Raw genomic sequence first — 22517 nt, 5'->3', positions numbered from 1 at the left:
TCAAAAATAAAGTTATGAATATGGATATAACTACTAGCCTATTAGGAGACATTAGTAATTTAATAGATAGAGCAAAAAATCATCTTTCTGTTCAATTCAATTCTACTCTAGTATTGTTAAACTGGGAAATTGGCTCTAGAATTGATCAAGATATTCTAAAGCACAAACGTGCAGATTATGGGAAGCAAATCATCTCCCAACTTGCAAAAGAACTTCAGATTAAATATGGACGTGGTTTTGATAGAGCGTCATTATTTCGTATGGTGCAATTTTCTAAATTCTTTTCTGATCAAGAAATTGTCGCGACACTGTCACAACAATTGAGTTGGTCACATTTTGTAGAAATTATTGCAATTTCTGATGAGCTGAAGCGTAATTATTATATAGAAATGTGTCGTATTGAAAGGTGGAGTGTTAGGGCACTACGTAGTAAAATCGATACTATGTTGTATGAACGTACAGCGCTAGCAAAAAAACCTGAAGAGTTTATAAGAAGGAGTATAAAAAATTTACGTGAAGAAAATATGTTAGCACCAGAATTCATTTTTCATGACCCATACTTCCTTAGCTTCATGGAATTGCCATCAAGTTATAGTGAGACTGATCTAGAAAATACAATCTTGGATGAATTGACAAAATTTTTACAAGAGTTTGGAAATGATTTTTGTTTTGTAACACGTCAAAAAAGGATGAGTACTAAAACAACTGACAGGTATTTGGACCTGCTATTTTTTCACAGAGGATTAAAACGCCTTATAGCAATAGAACTAAAAATAGGTCGCTTTGAACCAGCTTATAAAGGACAGATGGAATGGTATTTAAATTGGTTAGATAAAAATGAACGAAAAGCAGGTGAAGAAAAACCGTTAGGGATTATTTTATGTGCTGATAAGGATCAAGAGGATATAGAATATCTTGAACTCGAAGGCTCTAATATTCATGTTGCACAGTATTTAACACAGCTTCCTTCTAAAGAAATTCTTGAAAAGAAGTTGAGAAAGGCTATTTCTATAGCACGTGAAAAACATGCAAGTATTAAGTCAAATCCATGAAAAATATATGAAAGGAATGGATGCTAAAACAGGGAAAGAATTAGAGGGAATAGAGCACTTAAAGCAATCGATAATTGATATACTGACCACTCCTATTAACAGTAGAATTATGAGGAGAAGTTATGGTTCAAGGCTATTTGAATTAGTAGATAAGCCAATAAATAAAGATTTAACACTTGAGATATATGCGGCAACTGCAGAAGCTTTGGAAAAATGGGAAAAGAGGTTTAAGTTAGAAAAAGTAAAAATGACAGAGGTGAAAGAAGGAAAAGTAACGCTTGACCTAGAAGGATTATACGTACCAAGTGGGAAAAACATTCGCTTTGATGGAATGGTTATATAAGTATGCAGTTGCCAAATATTGTAGAAAAGCTAAGTTTCGAGGAAATATTTTCCAGAATGAAGGAGGAGTTAGTGTGTAGAGATGAAACCTTTTCAGCGTTAGTAGAATCCGATCCAGCAATAAAGATTCTGGAGGTAGCAGCATGGCGAGAACTTTTACTCAGACAAAGGATGAACGAAGCAGTAAAGAGCAATTTACTAAAATTTGCAACGGGAGAAGATCTTGATAATTTAGCTGAGTTTTATGGAGTGGAGAGGCAGAAAGAAGAAGAGGACGAACGATTTAGAAAAAGAATTAAAGCAAAGATAGCAGGTTGGTCAACAGGAGGAAGTAAGGAATATTATAAATATCATGCACTGTCAGCAGATAGTAGAGTAAAAGATGCACTAGTGGAATCAACTATACCAGGGAAAGTACAAATTTCAATCTTATCAACACAATTATCCACAACTGGCATAGTGTCAGAAGAGCTACTAGAAATTGTAAAAAAGCAGGTTACTAGAGATGATATAAGGGTTTTAACCGATACAGTAACAGTGATAGGTTGCAATATTACGGAAATAGATATTCACAGCAGAATGAGCATAAGTCCTATAATATCAGAGGAAGAAATCAAGAAGCAGTTCATCAAGAAGTTTGAAGCAAGTAGAAGGTTGGGATGGAGTGTAACAAGATCGTGGATAATAGCGAATCTATTTGTAGAGGGTGTAGAAAATGTGGAATTAATTGAGCCAAGAGAGGATGTTGTGGTGCTAGGTAACGAGTGTGCAAATTTGAGAAATTTAAAGATTGAGTTGAATTAATGTTACTGCCACCAAATGCAACAAAACAAGAAAAAGCGCTAGTAGATGCAACAGATTATAGGGTTGATCCAAGCTGTATAAGAGGGTTTAAATTTAGATTAGAAGAAAGAATATTACCTTGGCTAATTGAGGAATATGAATTGGGGGAAATACTACGCTGGGTAAAAGACAAAAGAAAAGCTGTAGTAGAAGGAGTGAAATTTCAAAGACTGAGAGGAACCCCAGAATCACTCAAAATAGCACTAAAGTGGGCAAATATAGAAGATATTACAATTATCGAAGAACCACCTGGAAAGCACTTCTTTGAGCTGCAGATAGGTATAAAAGATGTTCCAAATGACTTTTTTGTAGATGCAGTAGTAGAACTTGCAAAGCTGTCATTGCCTGCAAGATCCAGATTGATGAGGATTTTTAACGATTATTATAATGCGCAGAGATTTATATTAGATGAGAGTTTATTTGGAGATCTTCTTTCTGACTATTCAGGGGTAAAAATAGAAAAAGATGGACCAGTGTTATCATTTGGAAGAGTAAATTTTTTCAGGTCTAGTGGTCCAGTTATTAGGATTATAGAAAACTATCTACGCGATCATTATGAACGAGCTTTAAGCAATGATATATATCGGTTGGATGTAGCAGTGCTTGGAGAAACCGAGCCTCACACAAAGAATTATAACAGTATTTATGAAAGAAATCATTTGTGGTACAACTTAAAAGCACTATATCCATTACCACAGAGTTTATTACCATCGATTAAATTTGCAAAAGCGCAGATTGTACTGTCAGATAGCTGGAAATTAGGAGAAATAAATAGCTGTTTTCCGGTTGGTAGAATAGAAGAAGAAGGAAATAAATTTGTATTGGGAAACGATAAACTTTCAGGGCAACGTTGGAATTTAAAACACAAGCCAATTTTAGAAAGATTCAGTATTATCCATCGTTACAAAGTAGAAAATTATACAGATCAGAAGGTCAGAAAATATGTTTTAGCAGAACACAACATTTACTATAAAAACGACTTATATTCAGAGCAAAAAGACTCAATACACGAATTAGAAAAGCACATTTTAGTGTTTTACCCGGGAGTACTGAAATGGCACGAACATCGACATTTGCACAGAAGTTGGAAAAATAGTCAAGCAATATGTGTAATAAGTTAAATACTTATATTTAGATCCTCATATATTATATTAATAATAGTTTAAAGTGTATGAAATAAAAAGAAAAGGACTTGCTTTTTTATGCTAAAACGGACATGACTTGAATAGCAGCAGGTAAATATAAGAAATTTATCTAACGCTAGAAAAGCTAATTTTGTGAGGTAAGTATGAAGTTTAGCAAAGAAAAGAGAGAATCTTTTAGTAAGTTTTTTAAAGAAGTATCAAGTAATGGGTTTAAAAACATTAATAAAAGAAATGAAGAAGGAGAGACGATATTACACCAAGCAGTAGAAATCTCCAATTACAAAACAGTGAGGTTATTAATAGAAAAAGGAGCAGATGTTAATGCAAGAGATAAAAATGGTTATACACCTCTGCACTGTGCAGTATTCGCAAAAAGTTTAGAAAATGTAAAAGTGCTGCTAAGGGAAGGAGCGGAAGTAAATGCCACTCAATATGTCAGTGGATGTACGCCACTCCACTCTGCGTGCAAAATAGGAGGAGCAAAAGTTGAAATAATAAAAGAGCTAGTAAAAGCAGGAGCTGAGGTTAATCAACTGAATAAATATGGTGCAACACCAATGTATTACATTTGGGAAAGTGAAAAGTATCGTCTATGTGATAGCAAAGAGAGTGAAGAGGCGAGTAAATTTCTGAGAGAACAAGGAGGAATAACAAAAAGTAGAGAACTGACGTGCTATGGAATAGAGGGGCTAGTGGGAGAAATAGCAGACATGTTGAATGGGAGTTATTTACCAGAGTTAAAAATAATAGAGATAGAAGAAATAAGGAAGAGAGACAAATCGCTAATAAAGAAAGAATGTCAAAATTTAGCAAGCAAGATAATCAGCCAAGTGAATGAAATGATAGATGAGGTAGAAAATGTAGTAGGAAGAAAGGCTTAAAAAGGGGACTTGATTTTAAAGAAAAGGTGAGGTGGATTATGTTAAAGCTTGGCAAATTTAATAAGTCAGCAGAAGAATTATTAGAGAACTCACATGAAAATATTTATGCAAGAGACGAGAAGGAACTGCATTATGCAATAGACGCAAAAACAGTGAGTTTATTAGTTGAAAAAGGAGTGAATGTGAATGCAGCAGATGTGAAAGGATACACAGCACTGCACCTAGCGGTAACGGAGAAACATCTAGAAATCGTGAGAGAATTGATAAAATCAGGAGCAGAAGTAAATGCTGAGGAATATGGAAATAAATGCATACCTCTACACCTTGCGTGCATGGTAGGAGAAAAAGAAATAGTGGAGGAGCTAGTAAAAGCAGGAGCAGAAATAGAGCAAGCAGATAAATTTGGAATGACAGGGATGGATTATGCGAAAACCAGTAAAGAAGTAACTGAAGTATTGAAGAAAGAAATAGACAGAATTGAGAAGCTATTTGAACAAATAGAACCTTCTATGAGAGGCTGAAAATATGGGAAGAGAAACAGAAAAGAAAGTAATGAATTTAGAGAGAAAACCTTTGAGTGAGCTGAGAAAAACGTGGAAGAAGGTATTTGGGGAAGAGGCACCTAAACATTCAAAGAAATATCTGATACCTAGATTAGCATATAGAATGCAGGAGGAAGCGTATGGAAAAATGTCAAGAAAAGGAGCAAAAAGACTAGAGTATCTGGCAGATCGGCTAGAGAAGGGAAAAAGAATAAGTAGCGATAAACTGCCAGTAGCAGGAACAGAGCTAATATTAGAGAGAGGGGAAGAAACGCATGCGGTAATGGTAACAGACAAGGGTTTAATCTACAGAGAAGAATTTTTCACATCATTATCAGCAGTAGCCGGAAAAATAATGGGAATGAGCTACAACGGACCTTTATTATTTGGAATGCGTGATAAAAATGGAAGTTGAAAATGCTAAAAGAAGTAAGGTGTGCGATATATACAAGAAAATCAAATGAGGATGGGCTAGAACAAAAGTTTAATAGCCTTGATGCCCAGCGAGTAGCATGTGAAAAGTACATAAAGAGCAGAGAAGGCTGGGTAGCATTGGCCAAAAGGTACGATGATGGAGGCTTCTCAGGAAAGAACTTAGAAAGACCAGCAATAAAGGAATTATTTGAAGATGTTAAAGGAGGAGAGATAGACTGTGTAGTGGTATATACGCTCGATAGGCTCTCAAGAGAAACAAAAGACAGCATCGAAGTTACATCATTTTTTAGAAGACATAGAGTAAATTTTGTAGCAGTAACGCAGATATTTGATAATAATACGCCAATGGGAAAGTTCGTACAAACGGTGTTATCAGGAGCAGCACAGCTAGAAAGAGAGATGATAGTAGAGAGAGTAAAAAATAAAATAGCAACATCAAAAGAACACGGACTATGGATGGGGGGAACTTTGCCGCTTGGATATGATGTAAAAGATAAAGAATTAATAATAAATGAAAAAGAAGCAAAGGTGGTAAGGTATATATTTGAGAGATATTTGGAGCTGAATTCAATGGCAGAGTTAGCAAGAGAGCTAAATAGTCAAGGTTACAGAACAAAATTAAATATCTTTAAAAAAGCGACGGTAAGGAGAATAATAACAAATCCAATATACATGGGAAAAATAAGGCATTATGAGAAACAGTATAAAGGAAAGCATGAAGCAATAATAGAAGAAGAAAACTGGCAAAAAGCGCAAGAATTAATAAAGAATCAGCCATATCAAGGGAAAAAATATGAAGAGGCACTACTAAAGGGGATAATCAAGTGCAAGAGCTGTGACGTAAATATGACACTGACATACTCAAAAAAAGAAAATAAAAGATATCGATATTACATATGTAACAATCACTTAAGGGGAAAAGGTTGTGAATCAATAAACAGAACTATAGTAGCTGGGGAAATAGAAAAAGAAGTGATGAAAAGAGCCGAATGCTTATATGGGGATGGAGAAAATTTAAGCTTCAGAGAACAGAAAGAAGCAATGAAAAAATTAATAAAGGGAGTAATGGTAAAAGAAGATGGAATAGAAGTGAGTTCAGAGGATAAGATAGAATTTATACCGATATGGTTAAAAAAGAAAGGAAACAAATGTACAGTAATAGAGCCAGAAGGTAAAACAAATAATGCGTTACTCAAAGCAGTGGTAAGAGCTCACCTATGGAAACGACAACTGGAGGTAGGAAAATATAGAAGTGTGAAGGAGCTGAGCACTAAAATTAAGATAAGCATGAGAAGAATACAGCAAATTTTAAGGTTAAATTATTTAGCACCAAAAATTAAAGAAGACATAGTAAATGGGAGACAGCCAAGTAATTTGCGGTTAGTTGATTTAAGGGAAATACCGATGCTGTGGAGTGAACAGTTGAAAAAGTTCTACGGTTAAATTACGCACATTAGATACAACAAATTTTAATAGAGATTATGAAAAAGATAAGGAAAGCTATTGCTAGAAAATTCAAAAATTGGAAGGGTTCAAAGATACAAGAGCCAAGTATTTCTAGCAGTGCAGACATAGAGCAGCAGCCCACTGTTGTAACAGCCAAAACTACTACAACTAAAAGTGAAAAAGTGCTTCAAGATACTATCGGTAATATCGAGACACCGGCTGACGCATATGAAAATAGTAATAAAAGTAGTCTTACAGAACATAAACCATGCGAAAACAGTAATGCAATAGCTACAGAGGACAAAGATATCGCTGCCTCAATAGAAAAGCTTGATAATACTGGAATATGCGAAAAAAATGAAACTGCTGTAACAGAAACTGACATACAAGAACCAAATGCTTCCAACAGCCTTTCTTCTGCTGCATGTTTCGATAATGGATCTAGCAAAGAAAATACTGCAGACAAAAAAGAAAAACTATCAATGCAACAAAGACGAGCAATCCTGGCTGGTGTTGTTGGTGCAGTGTTATTGGCAAGCGGTGTTGCATTATATATCATGAAAATGCCTGTAGTAGCAGCGGTTGTGGGAATAGCTGGATTGGTGTGGATGGGTTTCGCGCTGTATAATATCATAAATCCCAACACCAAGCTCGAGAAAGTAGAAAGTGTGGAGCAGTCTATTGTTGAGTCTTCTTTGAATCCAACATAAAAGGGTATACTTGAAAAATCATAAGCATTGAAATAACTTTTTTAGAAATTATCTTAAGCTGTTAACTTAATAGCACCATAAGATCTTGAGCATTCCCAACGGAAAACAAGAAAGGAAGGTAAAAGGTGTTCCTCCCTTCTGCTTGGGCTTTTGTTAGCAGGCTCTTTCAGATGCTTGTTGGTTAATTACTTCTGAGTCAGGTTTATCTAGCTTATCACTAGGCCTTGATACTAAATATGTAATACCACCAGCAATAACTCCTATTACTAACGCAACTGCTACAGCTATACCAATTAAAGCCAATATTGGTAATGCAACACCAGCAGCAAAAAGTCCACCACCAACTGCTAATGCGGCTATAGCAACACAAACACTACCAGCTTTTACTGCTTTGCCAATTATGTGGTTAGTTTCTGCCTCTTTTAAAAGCTGTATTATATTTTTATCTTCAGCTAGCTGTTTCGGAGTGTAACCTGCTTTATCCTTTATTAAAGGATTAGCCCCTTTTTCTAATAGAGTTGTTACTACATCTTTATGGCCATTTCGAGCAGCTATATGTAAAGGAGTCCATCCACCAGCGTGTTTCTCATTAACATTAGCCCCTTTTTCTAATAGAGTTGTTACTACATCTTTATGGCCATTGTGAGCAGCTATATATAAAGGAGTCCATCCACCAGCGTGTTTCTCATTAACATTAGCCCCTTCTTCTAATAGAGTTGTTACTACATCTTTATGGCCATTTCGAGCAGCTATATGTAAAGGAGTCCATCCATCATCTTCTTTCTCATTAACATTAGCCCCTTCTTCTAATAGAGTTGTTACTACATCTTTATGGCCATTTCGAGCAGCTATATGTAAAGGAGTCCATCCATCATCTTCTTTCTCATTAACATTAGCCCCTTCTTCTAATAGAGTTGTTACTACATCTTTATGGCCATTGTAAGCAGCTATATGTAAAGGAGTCCATCCACCAGCGTGTTTCTCATTAACATTAGCCCCTTTTTCTAATAGAGTTGTTACTACATCTTTATGGCCATTGTGAGCAGCTATATATAAAGGAGTCCATCCATCATCTTCTTTCTCATTAACATTAGCCCCTTCTTCTAATAGAGTTGTTACTACATCTTTATGGCCATTGTAAGCAGCTATATGTAAAGGAGTCCATCCACCAGCGTGTTTCTCATTAACATTAGCCCCTTTTTCTAATAGAGTTGTTACTACATCTTTATGGCCATTGTGAGCAGCTATATGTAAAGGAGTCCATCCACCAGCGTGTTTCTCATTAACATTAGCCCCTTCTTCTAATAGAGTTGTTACTACATCTTTATGGCCATTGTAAGCAGCAAAATGCAGCAACGTATATTCTTCATCAGTTTGGCCATTGTCTGTGGTTATGGTGAATGGGTGATTTATATCAAAGCCTTTCTGTTCCCACTCTTGATATGTACCTTCATCTTGCTCTCTTAATTTCGCCTTTATTTTTTTAAGTATATCATCCTCATTTGAGTTGTTGAGTTTTACTGTATTTAATATTTCGTCCCACCATTTTAACGTTAAAGTCATAGTTTCCTCATATCACAAAATAACATAATTTAATATTACATACTTTAAGTAAGAAAGTCAAGATTTGTATATTTCTTCACATTTTATATAATGTTATTACTAGTTACTTTAGTTTACTATAGCTTGATTCATGTAGAAACATACTAAAAATTAGCGTCATAAAAATCTTGAATGTTTACTTTTTCAAAAAACAGTACATATATTTGTGAGAACAAGCCACATAAATATAGGGTTACGAAAATGAAGGTTTAGAATTATTCCAACAAAGCCCAGCAAATTAGTTCATATATAAATGTGGCGAAAGTAGGCTAACATAGGTGATTTTAGCGTATAATAAAATTACCATGTAAAAAAGTTCGAACGAGTCAAGTGGTAGACCAACGCATCCCAAAACAAACTTGTTCTCGCGTATGCTAATTGTGGTTATTAGAAACAGCTAGATCACTTAAATTTTTAACACTAATTAGTTTTAAATTAACACAAAATTTATGATAATTTTCTACTTTAAATAGATAAAGTTTTTCTCCCGTTATCCTTCTCAAACTCTACTGAGAAATTTACTTGATGCAGAGTGCTGTTGTAACGATACATCCGTCACTTTTGTAGTACTTAACATACTTGCAATTCCCATACGTCCAGTTTCTCTAGCAAGATCTAAAGGTGTTTTGCCATTATTATCTTTAACTTGAGTATTGGCACCTCTATTAATTAGAAACCTTGCAGTGATTTCTTTAAAATACCCATCAACACCAGCAGTATAGTGTAGCGGAGTCAAACCATTTGCATCAATTTCATTAATGCTTACTCCCTTATTTAAGAATAGCTCTATAACATTAGGGGTTGTTCGTCCTCCTCCGCGAGCGGCAAGATGTATAGGCTTTTGACCATCAACAGTTTGAGCATGAATATCAGCCCCTTCATCTATTAGCAGTTTTACAGCCTCCAATTCAGCATGTTTAGCAGCATAATGTAGCGGAGTTAACCCATTTGTATCAGTATCATTAATACTTACTCCGCTGCTTAAGAAGCACTTTACAATATTAGCAGTATTAGCAGTTTTGTATCCTCCGCGGGCAGCAAGATGTATAGGTTTTTGACCCTTAATGGTTTTAGCATGAATATTAGCTCCTTTATTAATTAGAAACTTTGTAAGATCTAAGTGATCAAATCGAGCAGCATAGTGTAGTGGGGTTAAACCATTTTTATTGGTATTTTCAATGCTTACTCCCTTACTTAAGAACAAATCTATAATATTTACGTGCCCTGCGTAAGCAGCAAGATGTATAGGCTCGTGACCATAAGTATTATTAGCATAAATATTAGCCCCTTTATCAATTAGAAATTTTGCTATATCTAATTTATCCTCAGATGCAGCATAGTGTAATGTGGTTCTACCAATTTCATCAGCATCATTAACACTCACTCCCTTGCTTAATAAGAACTCCACAATATTTTTATGACCTCCAATGATAGCACTATGTATGGGTTTTTTGCCACCAATTCCATCCTTAAAATTAATGTTAGCTCCTTTGCCTACAAGAAACTTTACAGTATCTAACTGACCATACCTAGCAGCAAAGTGTAATGGTGTACTGTCATTACTGTTAACATCATCAATATTCATTTTTTTGCTTAAAAAAAACTCTATAATATTATTACGACCAAACTTGGCAGCTGAATGCATAGGCTTTCTGCCACTTACATCTCTAATGTAAAGACTTGCTCCATTTCTAACAAGCTCTTTAACCTTACTAAGGTTATTTTGTTCTATTGCATTATGCATAAACCCTCCCAAAACATTATACTACTACTAAAATAATAAAATAAAGCAAGATGTTTTTGAAATAGCAAAGCCAATATCTTTCGCTTCATTTTTTTGCTCATAAATTTAATATCTCCTCACGCTGACTTTTCCTTGATTCTTGTACTTTATCTGCCCAAGTTTTAGATGTACTATGAGATTGACTAGGTTTTCCATACCTTTCAAAATACCCCTGCTCAATAGCATCATAAACCGAATATCCACCAAGTAAACAATTCTTACCTAATTTTTCTCCACAATTTTTTAATTGCTCTAGCAGATCTTGATTATTTACTTCTACCCTTATTTGACCTTCATTTTGCTTATCAGGATATAATCTAACTTCTAACTCTCCCTGACTGGTAGGGAAAGTTAACACTATATCACTATTATCTGCAAGGTTAGTGTAATTCCTTATACCATTTTCTGTTATAATATCCACCTCGCTTTTTCCGATCTTTATTATATTTCTACGATATTCCACCTCTTCCTGATTTAGTTCTAGATCTCTTACTACACCTGTAATCATTGCAACATTTATTGTACTGTTCTCTGAATATTCTAAGTAAAAAACAGCATTATCCACCCTTGAATCATTCAGCCTACCATTGGTGGCACTTCTCGCAACCTTAATAAATTTATGAGAATTATCGATGTACTCCGTATAAGCACCGAAGATATTATCTTTATGATGCTTAAATTCTAATTCCAGCTTGTCAATTACATCAATACTATTTCTATTGCGGAAAATTGCTCCTCTTGATACCAAGCTACACACCATGTCACTAGCAACTTCAGGATTTCTTTTCAACTTACTTAACTCGCCAATTCTTTTTAGAGTCCAATCTGCTAGACTATACCAATTAGATGCAATAGGGTCTCCTGGAGAACAGTCTTTGTTAAAATTTAGCTGCACTCCAGATCTGATGGCCTTATCTATAACTTTTGCTAGTTTGTCCATATCTTCAGCCTTAGATACCATATTAAAATATTCATCTAATTTTCTCTGTTGATTTAACGTTAAATTATGGAATAAACCAAAATCATGTTCTGCTTTTGCTGTTGAACGAGAAACATCGTATGATGCTCCTGCTTTCAAAAATAAGTTTCTTATTTCTACACCAATAGCTTCATTAACATCAGAGATACCTGCATTACTATAACAAATAATATCAGCGTATTTAAGAAATGACGCTCCTAGAATACTTAATACCACTTTTAGGTCTGGGTTACTCTTATGTTCATCTAAAAACTTTTTTACAAGCTCTTTTAATTTATTTAAGGCAAAAAAATCTGAATGATTGAACCAAATGTTGCATAATTCTTGTTTCAATTCCTTTTGTTCTTTAGTTAAAAGGAGCTCTGCCACATTGTAATGACCATTATCGATTGCAACCTGTTGTGGAGTTTTTCCTTGTTTATCACATATATTTGCTCCCCGAAGTAGTGAGCTTACACCTTTACTATTACCAATAGCAGCAGCATAGTGCAAAGGCGTCTCTCCTGCGATGTTTTTTGCGTTGGGATCTGCTCCTGCTGCCAAGAGTAAACTTACAGCTTGATCTTCCTGATTGCGACCTACTTCATGTATATGAGCCCCTGAAACCGCATGCAGTACTGTTGCATAAGATTCCCCTCTTTATAAGGTTAAGAACAACTTTTAGATCCGGATTGCTTTTATTATTTTTTAAAAATTCTTCAAGCTCATAAACATTATCATAATCAAAGGGAACACTTTCATCATACCAGTCTAGATACTTTAAAATATTTAGCAGCTCTTTGTTTAACTTCTTTCCACTTTCTGTAAGATCATGATCTTCCGTAAACCAAACGCAAACTTGTTGACGTAGTGAACTTCTACTATCCATTAAAGATGGTGGTACATTATCTTTAAGTGTCGGCATAGTCATTTGAGTATACCAAGAATCACCCTGATTGTATATTTCATCTATCTCACTCTCTGAGTATCCTCGCTTTCTTAAGGTTTCTAACGGATCATTACACAGAACTTGTGATAGATGTTCTGATTTAATTAACTCATATTCATCATCAAATAGTTCATCTGTTTCAAAATACTCTTGCTCAAGATTTAATTTATAAAAATACTCTTGCTCAGGATTTAATTCATAATTTAGTTCTTGTGCGTTAGTTTGTTTATTACCCACTGGCAAGATATGTTCCACAGATTCTTTAACCCCAACCATACTCCCCTCCTAGTATAGATAAATAATATATTGTATATAATATATAACATGAGTCAAGCTAATTTCAACATAATATTTTTATTATTTTGCAATGTTTGAGTTTTCATAGAAGATCAGCAGTCCATATGGCAAAAGTAGGCCAATTCTGCGTTATGCTGGATTACTACAAAGAAGAGCTTGTTGTGTATACTTAATCATTTGGATGAAGCCTGCAACGTTGTAGAATGCTTAGCAGTAGATATACCAGAAAGTGTACTCTTAACAATAGCCCATTTACCTACATTAGAATCCTTTTGCTTCTCTTTACTAATTTTTTCATTCCATTCCAAATCAAGAGAAGTAAGATTTGAAAGCTTACCATCTTTTAATGCTTCACTTAAAGCTTTTACACCTTCAGCACCAATTTCATTCCATCCCAAATCAAGAGAAGTAAGATTTGAAAGCTTACCATCTTTTAATGCTTCACTTAAAGCTTTTACACCTTCAGCACCAATTTCATTCCATCCCAAATCAAGAGAAGTAAGATTTGGAAGCTTACCATCTTTTAATGCTTCACTTAAAGCTTTTGCACCTTCAGCACCAATTTTGCTACCCCTTAAATTAAGAGAAGTAAGATTTGTAAGATTGCCGTTAGCTAAAGCTTTTACACCTTTATAATCAATTTCATTTCTTATCAAATGAAGAGAAGTAAGATTTGGAAGCTTAGCTAATTTTTTCAGATCTTCAGCACCAATTTTATTCCTTACCACATAAGAAGGAGCAAGATCTGGAAGCTTAGATAAAACTTTTGCACATTCAACACCAATTTTATTCATCAAATGAGCTGATTCCTTTGCGCTTTTATCATCGATTTTTACCTCTTGTAAACTAAGTTTAGTAATATTTGTTCTATTTTGTAAAAAGCGTACCAATTTACTTATATTTATTTTAGTACCTATTATGATTAAAGAATTACCTCTAACATACTGGTCAAGAGTCATTCCAAAATCAAGAGAAGTAAGATTTGGAAGCTTACCACTCTTTGATGCTTCACTTAAGGCTTTTGCACCTTTATCACCAATCTTGCTACCCTTTAAATTAAGAGAAGTAAGATTTGTAAGATTCCCGTTAGCTAAAGCTTTTGCACCTTTATCACCAATTGTATCCCACTTCAAATCAAGAGAAGTAAGCTTTGTAAGATTGCCCTTGGCTAAAGCTTTTGCACCTTTGGCACCAATTTCATTCCCTACCAAAGTAAGCGAAGTAAGATTTGTAAGATTGCCGTTAGCTAAAGCTTTTGCACCTTTATCACCAATTGTATCCCATTTCAAATCAAAAGAAGTAAGGTTTGTAAGATTCCCGTTAGCTAAAGCTTCTGCACCTTTGGCACCAATTGTATTAAGTTCCAAATGAAGAGAAGTAAGGTTTGTAAGCTTAGCTAATTCTCTTGCATCTTCAGCACCAACCCTTGCGCTTTTTAAACTAAGTTTTGTAATGTCTGTTCTACTTTGTAGAAAGCTTACTAGCTCGTTTATATTGATTATAGCACTTGATACTACTAAAGCGTTGCCATTCACATATTGGCTAAAATCCTTTTGCTTCTCTTTACTAACTTCATCATAACCTACAACTGCACCAGCCTCTTGCTGCTTTGCTCTTTGTATAAATTTGTTGAAAGATTCTATAGATACTGGCTCTAAGGAAAACCTTCTATTTAAAGTATCTCTAGATGGCGTAGTTGCCCATTTTTTATTCTCTATTAAATGAAGAGAAGTAAGACTTGTACACTTAGTTAAAGCTTCTGTACCTTCATCACCAATTTTATTCCCTACCAAACTAAGAGAAGCAAGATTTGGAAACTTACCCTTCTTTAATGCTTTCCTTAAAGCGGTTGCACCTATATAACCAATTTTATTCCGTTCCAAATGAAGAGAAGTAAGATTTGTAAGATTGCCTTTAGCTAAAGCTTCTGCACCTTCATCACCAATTTTATTCCCTACCAAACTAAGAGAAGTAAGATTTGTAAGATTGCCGTTAGCTAAAGCTTTTGCACCTCTATGATCAATTCCATTCACCATCAAATGAAGAGAAGTAAGATTTGTAAGATTGCTGTTAGCTAAAGCTTTTGCACCTTCAGCGCCAATTGTATTCAATTTCAAATGAAGAGAAGTAAGGTTTGTAAGATTGCCGTTAGCTAAAGCTTTTGCACCTATATAACCAATTTCATTCCATCCTAAAGCAAGAGAAGTAAGCTTTGTAAGATTGCCCTTAGCTAAAGCCTTTGCACCTTCATTACCAATTTCATTCCATTCTAAATGAAGAAAAGTAAGATTTGTGAGATTGCCTTTAGCTAAAGCTTCTGCACCTTTAACACCAATTTCATTCCCTACCAAAGTAAACGAAGTAAGATTTGAAAGCTTAGCTAAAGCTCTTGCACCTATATAACCAATTTCATTCCCTACCAAAGTAAGCGAAGTAAGGTTTGTAAGCTTAGCTAAAGCCTTTGCACCTTCATTACCAATTTTATTCCATTCCAAATGAAGAGAAGTAAGATTTATAAGATTGCCGTTAGCTAAAGCTTTTGCACCTTCATTACCAATTTTATTCCATTCCAGATGAAGAGAAGTAAGATTTAAAAGATTAGCATTAGCTAAAGTTTTTGCACCTTCATCACCAATATCTAAATCGACTAGAGAAAGCTTTTTAATGTGTGTATTATTTTGTAAAAAGCTTACCAATCTTTCTATGTCCACTACAGTACCTTTAGCATTTATTCTTAAAGAATCATCTTGAACGAATTGATCAAAATCCATTTTATCCTCACACAACATTACATAACTTATATTAATACTATTATTAGGATAGAAAACCATAAATCAACTACTTTTTTAAAAAATATTTTCAGCAAAAACATTATGCTAATTAGCTTCACAAAAGATTGTATTGTTTACTTTTTCCAAAAATCACAAAAAAGTGAGGGTTTGCAAAGCTAATTGACAGGGTTTGAAAATATGTCTATTAAACTATTAGTTTTTTATGGTATATACAGTGTTTGTTTTATTCATAAATGAGGGGTAACTATGCCAAATACTTCAAAACCTTCCTCTTCTTCCAAGGGAGATGAAGCATCTAAGCCGGTCAAAAAAAGGCAAAAATCTTCCAAAACATCTGCTAAAGAAACTGGAAGTAAATCTACTGATAGATGTGAACCACCAGTTGTAAGTTCTGCAGAAGCAGAAGGAGAACGTTGGTATGAGTTATTAAAAGAAAAAATAGGTTTTGATGTTAATGCGAAAAAGTGGATGGAAGAACATCCAGAGCTAGCTTACGAAAATAAGTCTGAACTACTAATAAGGCTAGCATGCGAAGTATGTTTAGCTAAAAATACAGAATATGATCCAAAAAATGAAAATGAAGAGCAGAATAATAAATATATAAGATTTGATACGCAAAGGATATTTGCATTATTTGAAGTGGCTAATCCTCTGATAGATCCTTCAGATCGAAAGAATTTCGTGGAATTTATCTGTCAAAAGGGTAACGTGCAGTTATTGGAAATGATTTGTAAGCAAGAGAGTAAGGATCTAAAGGAAGGATGTAAGGTAGAAAGGCAATATAAATGGCAAGGAACTTTTACTGGCTATTCAAAACTAATAGACTTATTGCAATATGTAATTGACAATCGATGCTCTCCAGAAATAGTACTATGTCTTGCAGAAAAATTTTATGGATATGCACATATTTTCTGGAATGGAAAACAGTACCTTGATAGCTTCCGATTTCAACAGATGAAAGGAAGATTTAATTACCAAGATTCAGTTGTAAAAGAGCTTTTAAAGCAAGCAATTAAACTAGGTTACAAAGATGCAGTATTGGTAATGTTAAGTGGTGATATTTATCACTCTATTCGCTTAATGAAATGGAAAATATTTAAAGAGAAGCCAGAATTTCTTGCAGCCTACAATATGATAAAAGAAACAGTAGCAGATGTAATAAATTCATCGGTGGAAAGTTGCAAAGATTATGTGCTAAATTTATTAGACCAAGGAATAAAGGGAGAATTGCACAAAATGAGCAAAGAAGATCTCATACACCAACTAGAATATCTAGGAAAAGAGGTGAGAGACAAAGCTAAGATAAGCAAAAAAAAATTAGTGAAAACGCTAGAGGAACTAGGAGAGAAAAAGGGGGAAGTAATACTAAGATCAACTATAGTGGGTGCTTTAATATCAACATTATTTTTTAAATATCAGGATAAAGTGATGAAAGGCGAGCCGTTTACATTAAAAGTCACAAAAGGAGAGAAGAGTAGAAAAGGAAAAATACTTGATGAATTAAATGAAAAGATAAAGATAGGGAATGGAAAGTCTATAGAGGATATAGTATTAGAATTAATCAGACAATTGCACTTAGGTAATCATATAAAAAGTCACTGGTTCTTCAGAGAAGTGTTAGTAAAAGTTGTTAGTGAGAATTTAGATAAGTTAAAGGCAGTTTGTGCTGCTATCTGTAAAGAGCCAATGCAAGAATTGCTAAGGGGTGAAGAAATTCATGAAAATGTGACTCATGTTTTACAGTTTTTTGGTGTTGAAGTATTAACTAATCAAATTGTAAAGTCAGAAATTCCAAGTAGTTGTGCTAGTATTGCTGATCAATTTACGGAAGATATAAATGTCTATTCTAAAAAAGAAGCAAAAGAGGATTGTAGTAGTGATGAACTAGCTTTTAGTGGATTAACAAGAAAGATTATACGTGATCTTGAGGAAAAGCAGGATCTCACAGATGAAGAAAAAAAGGCCTTAATATCTAAGGTATTAAGTGAGATAAAAAAGGGGATCAATATTCTTGATGATAAGACTGCGGTTAAGATAGATATAAAAGATATATTTCTAAGCTTTGAGCTTATTAATAGTAAAATAGAAAAGGAACGAAAAAGAGAAATTGTAGAATTTATCTGTCAAAAGGGTAATGTGCAGTTATTGGAAATGATTTGTAAACAAGAAAATTCAAAAAAAATGATAAAAATACAGTACAAATGGCAAGGAATTTTCACTGGCTATTCAAAACTAATAGACTTATTGCAATATGTAATTGATAATCGATGTTCTCAAGAAATAGTGCTGTGTATTGTAAAAAAAGTATATGGATGCGCACATATTTTTTATAATGGAGAGCAGTATCTTGAACCTGTTGTTGTAGCAAATATGAAAAGAAACTTTAATTACCAAGATTCAGATATAAAAGATCTTTTAAAGCAAGTAATAAAATTGGGTTACAAAGATGCAGTATCAGTAATGTTAGCTGGTGATATTTATCACTCTATTCGCTTAATAAAATGGCAAAGATTCCAAGAGGAGCAAGAATTTATTGAAGCCTATGATATGATAAAAGAAACAGTAGCAGATTTAATAAGTTCGTGGGTAGAAAACGAAGAAAGTTGCAAAGATTCTTTACTAAATTTATTAGACCAAGGAATAAAGATAGAGATGAAGAAAATGAGCAGAAAAGATCTAGTATATCAACTAGAATATCTAGGAGAAGAGGTGGAAAAAGAAACCGCAAGAAGAAAAGAAAGATTAGTGCAAGAGTTAAAGAAATTAGGAAAGGAAAAAGGAGAAGTAAGACTAGGATCAATTATAGTGGGTGCTTTAATATCGACATTATTTTTTCGGTATCAAGATAAAGCGATAAAAGGCAGGCCTTTTACACTGAACAATACGCTTGTAGATAATAATAGAAAAGAAAAAATTTGTGGTGAATTAAAGATAAGTAATGGAAAGTCTATAGACAGCACAATGTTAGAATTAGTCAAATTATTGCACTTAGGCAATCATATAGCTAATAACTGGTTCTTTAGAGAAGTGTTAGCAAAGGTTGTGAATGAGAATTTAGATAAGTTAAAGGCAGTTTGTGCTGCTATATGTAAAGAGCCAATGGAAAAATTGCTAGAGGGTGAGAAAGTTCATGAAAATGTGGTTGATGTTTTACAGTTTTTTGGTGTTGAAAAAGATTTTTTACTAGAAAAAAGTATACCAGGAAATAGTGATGATGCATTAGTTAGGAATTCACAAGGCGTTGAAGAGACTTTAAGCAATAGGTCAGAGAAAAGTATTAGTTCATCAAGTCGACAATCATCTGCTGATCATGATCCACAAAGCAGTACAGTACCTATAAGTCAAGGAGGAAAATCTATACCTTCTGCCGCATCAAAAAAGAGCTGTTCTGCATCAAATCTACCTAGTTCAAGAGTGGCAGAAAAAAATAATGAAGGTGTTATGCAAAATAATTGTGTACAAGGTGGAAATCCTTGTTATAGTATAAATGTGGGTCAGGGGTCTTACTACCCAAATATACGAAATGATTTTATAGGAGGCAGAATGCATGGATCGAATCAATGGGAAGCTATATTAGCTGGTGGTTCTAAGAGGAAAATAAAGAAGTCATCTGATGATAAGTTACCAAAAATTAGTTACTTCAAAGATGCTCATTACGAAAGGTATAGAAAAGAATTACTACGTAGGATACTTGATTACAATCAATTGATTGATAGTCTTGCGATACCAGAGGAAAGTTCAGATAAAAAAATGGGTGACTTATCATTGGATAGTTCATTAGACATTTCAAGTATCTTAATGGATCAGTCAAATATTTCAATGGATCAATCTGACTTTGATGATGTTATTCAAGATTACGTTAGAGGAGTTGAGAAAAAAAGGGCAAGAAAGTGTAGGTAAGGATAAAATTTGTGAGGCGGCGAAGCAGCAACTCCCACATGCAATGTATGCACATGCAATAATAAAGTTCAAGGAAGTTATGGAAGGTAGTACCACTAATCAGCAAGAGCTGATCAAGGAAGCTGTCAAATATATGAATAATTCAGGGAAGTGTTTTTTCCCCTTGAGTAGTTTTGTACTTGGAATGATGGAGTTACACAATATAGAAACTTATGGCAGCTTGATTCAAAGTGAATCAGGAAAGTCATGGAAAATGCATTTTGCTGATGTCTTGCTGGCTACTGAAGGAACCAATTTTAGAGTTGGGATTGAAGCTTCCAGGGTCTTGAGTTGTATTGGATTAAGTAACCCGATTTTTTTTAAGCCAACTGAGTACTTAAATACAATGGGAGAAAAGAAAGCAATAAAAGAATTAGAATGGATGCTCCAGTATGTAAAATATGAGTTGGCGAGAGACATAGTATCAAATGAAAAAAATTCTCATACCGCACAATATCTGCTTCGAGAATTATCTTTAAGTGGTTTTGTTGATGCGAAATTTTTGTATGCGGTTGCATTGCTCAGCAATGAACTTGAAGAAATCAAAAAGGAAAAAAAAGTTTGTGATCTTCTTGAATCCGTTAGTCTTGAGCATCAAGAAGCAAAGCTTCTCTTGGGGATATTGCCTTTTAGAAAGGGATATGAATCTGTTAAGAGTAATTATTTTGATTATTTAAAAGAGTATGTAAATGTAACATGTGATAATAAGGATTTAAAGAAAACCCGTCTCAAAGAAAAGTTATCTATTTTTGTTGCTTATGAATATATTAACCGCTACAGTCCTTATGTACCATATAACGAACAAGAGGCTAGAAATATTTTGAAGATGAATGGTTACACTTTGGAATTGGACAAGTTAGAAAAAATAATACAAGAACGCAAAGCACCGTCTAAAAACGTATTACCTGATGTAGTAGAAACATTAAAAGGTGTCTATTCTATGTTTAAACAAGAGGATAATAGTAAGTCGTATATTCAACAATTATTACCTGTGCTAAAAGAGCTATATAAGGAATTAAAAGGTAGCAAAATAACTATTCAACAATCGGAAAGACTATCATCTATACTACAACAACTAAAGAGCGTATCCTTTCTTAAGGAGGAGGGTTTTTCTCTAATACAGCAACTATGTTATAATTTAAAAAAAGAAGTTAAAAAACAATCAAGTAGTAGTTTTAAAGAAAAAATATTGCCACTAATAGTAGATCTAGACGAAGGAGTGTTTTTAATAATGCAAGAGCAACGCAAAGTGAATGCTGATGTACAAAAAAGACGTACTTATAGTTTCTCATCTACCAGTACTACTAAACCAATTACTAGACGATATTCGACTGCTACAACAGTACCGAATAGGAGTGAAGGTGTGTCTGGCATTTTTACGTGTCCTTCAACTCCATCTTCAAAGGTAAAGAGATTGTCTTTGACACGAACAACGAGTAGTCCAGAGCTACCGTCTGTAATACGAGCTCAGAGTACGCGGCTTGATTTTGGAACTACGCTACCAGGAGATGATGATGTATTCTCAGGTTGCAAATTACCTTTCATTGTGAAGTGTATATATGATAATCTAGACGATCCTGAGTTTCTAAATGACATATTTAATTTGGCAGTAGACCATTGCGAGAAATATGAATACGATAAGGCTCTTCCCCTCTATCGTCAAGTACTTGAGAAAAGAGAAAAATGGCTAAAGTATGATAATTTCAATATTATAATGGTTCATCATAATATAGCACTGACGCTTTACGGACTAAAGAGAGAAGATGAGGCTTTAGAAATTTTTAGTGAAATGCTTTGCAAGTTAGGCAGGGATAGTTATCATACTAAAGCAATTAAGAATAATATTAAAGTGATATTAAATCAAGAGGATGAAAGATATTTCATGCAACTTGAGGAAGAACAAGAGCAAGTAAGGTCTAATTTCTCAGAGTCTGCATCAAGTCATTTTCAAAACACATCAACAGTAGATAACGATAAGGGCAGTTGTGGTTCAAGTTTGAGTTCATCATCTGGCTTCGATAGTGGTCTTTCTACTTTCTTAGATAGGCAGAGTATTAGTAAGAGAGGTAAGTCAGGTTCTAAATTGAGTAACTTATCCACTAGAACGGAACAAGAGCAAAGCTCGGGTAGTTCAAAACAAAATGTTTCTGAAGTGACAAAATCGAACAAGAGTAGTATTGGAGAAGTATTATGTTGGGATAACAGTACATCTGAATCCAGCCAATCGTTTTTGCGTAGTAGATCAGTCAGTGGTAAGCTTAGCGCTACAGGTATGTCTGGCTCTCGTCCCTCTAGTAGTCTAGATAATTTAGAAACAGAAAAGCATACAGCTTCTTCTAGAAGTATAGGAAAGAGGTAGATAAAAAAAGTATATTTCTACAACAGATCAATCTATATCTCCACGAGAAGCACAGGGATATGCGTTGAATATTATACAGAAATTTGAGAAAGTGTTGAATGAAACAGCCATTAAATCAGGTATATCAGTAACAAATCTAAACTTTGATCCTGTGGCAGTACAATCAGCTATAATTGGGCAAATGATAAGTAAAGAATTTTCTGAAATACCAAAAACTCTATATTCATTTGCAAAAGAAGCTTGTCCAGAATTTAAACAAACTGATAAGTTTCTAGCTCATTTAAGAAGCAATTTAAAAGAGGAAAAAGAAACAGTACTGCTACAACAGAAAGTAGAAAAGCCTTCTAAAGATTTGAGTCAGGAAGTTTTAAGAAGAGTAGAGTTATCTAAAAAGCCTGATACTTTCTTAATGGAACATAAGTAGTTAGAGGAATAAGCAGAG

At 34.2% G+C, this 22517-nt stretch carries 17 protein-coding genes; 12 read left to right on the top strand and 5 right to left on the bottom strand.

Going from position 1 to position 22517, the window contains the following annotated elements:
- The first annotated feature begins 14 nt into the window (after positions 1–14).
- The 9 genes from ABWU65_RS02230 to ABWU65_RS02190 all read left to right on the top strand — a co-directional run bounded on the left by ABWU65_RS02230 (position 15) and on the right by ABWU65_RS02190 (position 7396).
- Positions 15–1052, top strand: a complete 1038-nt coding sequence (locus tag ABWU65_RS02230) for a YhcG family protein (RefSeq protein ID WP_353280220.1) — start codon at positions 15–17, stop codon at positions 1050–1052.
- Between the two features lie 7 nt (positions 1053–1059).
- On the top strand, positions 1060–1395 hold the full coding sequence (locus ABWU65_RS02225) for a GPW/gp25 family protein (RefSeq protein WP_353280630.1): 336 nt from the start codon (positions 1060–1062) through the stop codon (positions 1393–1395).
- A gap of 2 nt (positions 1396–1397) precedes the next feature.
- Positions 1398–2198, top strand: a complete 801-nt coding sequence (locus tag ABWU65_RS02220) for a baseplate J/gp47 family protein (RefSeq protein ID WP_353280218.1) — start codon at positions 1398–1400, stop codon at positions 2196–2198.
- On the top strand, positions 2198–3358 hold the full coding sequence (locus ABWU65_RS02215; protein ID WP_353280216.1) for a phage tail protein: 1161 nt from the start codon (positions 2198–2200) through the stop codon (positions 3356–3358). The genes ABWU65_RS02220 and ABWU65_RS02215 overlap by 1 nt, the downstream gene beginning before the upstream one ends.
- Before the next feature lie 167 nt (positions 3359–3525).
- Complete coding sequence (locus tag ABWU65_RS02210) at positions 3526–4263, top strand: ankyrin repeat domain-containing protein (protein ID WP_353280215.1); 738 nt, start codon at positions 3526–3528, stop codon at positions 4261–4263.
- Between the two features lie 38 nt (positions 4264–4301).
- Entirely contained in the window at positions 4302–4784 is a 483-nt protein-coding gene (locus ABWU65_RS02205; RefSeq protein ID WP_353280214.1) for an ankyrin repeat domain-containing protein, read from the top strand.
- A 4-nt stretch (positions 4785–4788) separates the two neighbouring features.
- A complete protein-coding gene (locus tag ABWU65_RS02200; RefSeq protein WP_353280212.1) occupies positions 4789–5220 on the top strand; it encodes a DUF2924 domain-containing protein in 432 nt (143 codons plus the stop codon).
- A gap of 2 nt (positions 5221–5222) precedes the next feature.
- A complete protein-coding gene (locus ABWU65_RS02195) occupies positions 5223–6683 on the top strand; it encodes a recombinase family protein (RefSeq protein ID WP_353280211.1) in 1461 nt (486 codons plus the stop codon).
- A 38-nt stretch (positions 6684–6721) separates the two neighbouring features.
- Positions 6722–7396 carry a hypothetical protein gene (locus ABWU65_RS02190; RefSeq protein ID WP_353280209.1) on the top strand — a complete coding sequence of 225 codons (675 nt, stop codon included), beginning with the start codon at positions 6722–6724 and terminating at the stop codon, positions 7394–7396.
- Between the two features lie 153 nt (positions 7397–7549).
- Here ABWU65_RS02190 and ABWU65_RS02185 read toward each other — a convergent pair whose 3' ends face one another.
- From ABWU65_RS02185 to ABWU65_RS02165, 5 genes are all read right to left on the bottom strand, one after another.
- On the bottom strand, positions 7550–8959 hold the full coding sequence (locus ABWU65_RS02185) for an ankyrin repeat domain-containing protein (protein ID WP_353280207.1): 1410 nt from the start codon (positions 8957–8959) through the stop codon (positions 7550–7552).
- Between the two features lie 538 nt (positions 8960–9497).
- Complete coding sequence (locus ABWU65_RS02180) at positions 9498–10742, bottom strand: ankyrin repeat domain-containing protein (RefSeq protein WP_353280206.1); 1245 nt, start codon at positions 10740–10742, stop codon at positions 9498–9500.
- A gap of 97 nt (positions 10743–10839) precedes the next feature.
- Positions 10840–12303 carry an ankyrin repeat domain-containing protein gene (locus ABWU65_RS02175; protein ID WP_410541917.1) on the bottom strand — a complete coding sequence of 488 codons (1464 nt, stop codon included), beginning with the start codon at positions 12301–12303 and terminating at the stop codon, positions 10840–10842.
- Between the two features lie 40 nt (positions 12304–12343).
- Entirely contained in the window at positions 12344–12964 is a 621-nt protein-coding gene (locus ABWU65_RS02170; protein ID WP_353280205.1) for a hypothetical protein, read from the bottom strand.
- A 194-nt stretch (positions 12965–13158) separates the two neighbouring features.
- Positions 13159–15756: a hypothetical protein gene (locus ABWU65_RS02165; RefSeq protein WP_353280204.1), complete on the bottom strand. Its 2598-nt coding sequence runs from the start codon at positions 15754–15756 to the stop codon at positions 13159–13161.
- A gap of 267 nt (positions 15757–16023) precedes the next feature.
- Here ABWU65_RS02165 and ABWU65_RS02160 point away from each other — a divergent pair, with 267 nt between their 5' ends.
- The 3 genes from ABWU65_RS02160 to ABWU65_RS02150 all read left to right on the top strand — a co-directional run bounded on the left by ABWU65_RS02160 (position 16024) and on the right by ABWU65_RS02150 (position 22499).
- Positions 16024–19677 (top strand): hypothetical protein, encoded by a 3654-nt coding sequence (locus tag ABWU65_RS02160; protein ID WP_353280203.1) that lies wholly within the window; start codon positions 16024–16026, stop codon positions 19675–19677.
- Complete coding sequence (locus ABWU65_RS02155) at positions 19616–22075, top strand: tetratricopeptide repeat protein (protein WP_353280201.1); 2460 nt, start codon at positions 19616–19618, stop codon at positions 22073–22075. Before ABWU65_RS02160 ends, ABWU65_RS02155 begins: the two co-directional genes overlap by 62 nt.
- A gap of 64 nt (positions 22076–22139) precedes the next feature.
- Entirely contained in the window at positions 22140–22499 is a 360-nt protein-coding gene (locus ABWU65_RS02150) for a hypothetical protein (RefSeq protein ID WP_353280200.1), read from the top strand.
- Positions 22500–22517 lie beyond the last annotated feature (18 nt).

This window comes from Wolbachia endosymbiont (group B) of Silvanus unidentatus (assembly GCF_964028615.1).
Lineage (GTDB): Bacteria > Pseudomonadota > Alphaproteobacteria > Rickettsiales > Anaplasmataceae > Wolbachia.
The sequence above is the reverse complement of the archived record's forward strand: the minus strand, read 5'-3'. Positions and strand labels throughout refer to the sequence as shown.

What these genes read in the sequence shown, in the direction of transcription:
- ABWU65_RS02230 (WP_353280220.1), top strand. Translation starts at nt 15, where the DNA reads ATGAATATGGATATAACTACTAGCCTATTAGGAGACATTAGTAATTTA.
- ABWU65_RS02225 (WP_353280630.1), top strand. Translation starts at nt 1,060, where the DNA reads ATGAAAGGAATGGATGCTAAAACAGGGAAAGAATTAGAGGGAATAGAG.
- ABWU65_RS02220 (WP_353280218.1), top strand. Translation starts at nt 1,398, where the DNA reads ATGCAGTTGCCAAATATTGTAGAAAAGCTAAGTTTCGAGGAAATATTT.
- ABWU65_RS02215 (WP_353280216.1), top strand. Translation starts at nt 2,198, where the DNA reads ATGTTACTGCCACCAAATGCAACAAAACAAGAAAAAGCGCTAGTAGAT.
- ABWU65_RS02210 (WP_353280215.1), top strand. Translation starts at nt 3,526, where the DNA reads ATGAAGTTTAGCAAAGAAAAGAGAGAATCTTTTAGTAAGTTTTTTAAA.
- ABWU65_RS02205 (WP_353280214.1), top strand. Translation starts at nt 4,302, where the DNA reads ATGTTAAAGCTTGGCAAATTTAATAAGTCAGCAGAAGAATTATTAGAG.
- ABWU65_RS02200 (WP_353280212.1), top strand. Translation starts at nt 4,789, where the DNA reads ATGGGAAGAGAAACAGAAAAGAAAGTAATGAATTTAGAGAGAAAACCT.
- ABWU65_RS02195 (WP_353280211.1), top strand. Translation starts at nt 5,223, where the DNA reads ATGCTAAAAGAAGTAAGGTGTGCGATATATACAAGAAAATCAAATGAG.
- ABWU65_RS02190 (WP_353280209.1), top strand. Translation starts at nt 6,722, where the DNA reads ATGAAAAAGATAAGGAAAGCTATTGCTAGAAAATTCAAAAATTGGAAG.
- ABWU65_RS02185 (WP_353280207.1), bottom strand. Translation starts at nt 8,959, where the DNA reads ATGACTTTAACGTTAAAATGGTGGGACGAAATATTAAATACAGTAAAA.
- ABWU65_RS02180 (WP_353280206.1), bottom strand. Translation starts at nt 10,742, where the DNA reads ATGCATAATGCAATAGAACAAAATAACCTTAGTAAGGTTAAAGAGCTT.
- ABWU65_RS02170 (WP_353280205.1), bottom strand. Translation starts at nt 12,964, where the DNA reads ATGGTTGGGGTTAAAGAATCTGTGGAACATATCTTGCCAGTGGGTAAT.
- ABWU65_RS02165 (WP_353280204.1), bottom strand. Translation starts at nt 15,756, where the DNA reads ATGGATTTTGATCAATTCGTTCAAGATGATTCTTTAAGAATAAATGCT.
- ABWU65_RS02160 (WP_353280203.1), top strand. Translation starts at nt 16,024, where the DNA reads ATGCCAAATACTTCAAAACCTTCCTCTTCTTCCAAGGGAGATGAAGCA.
- ABWU65_RS02155 (WP_353280201.1), top strand. Translation starts at nt 19,616, where the DNA reads ATGATGTTATTCAAGATTACGTTAGAGGAGTTGAGAAAAAAAGGGCAA.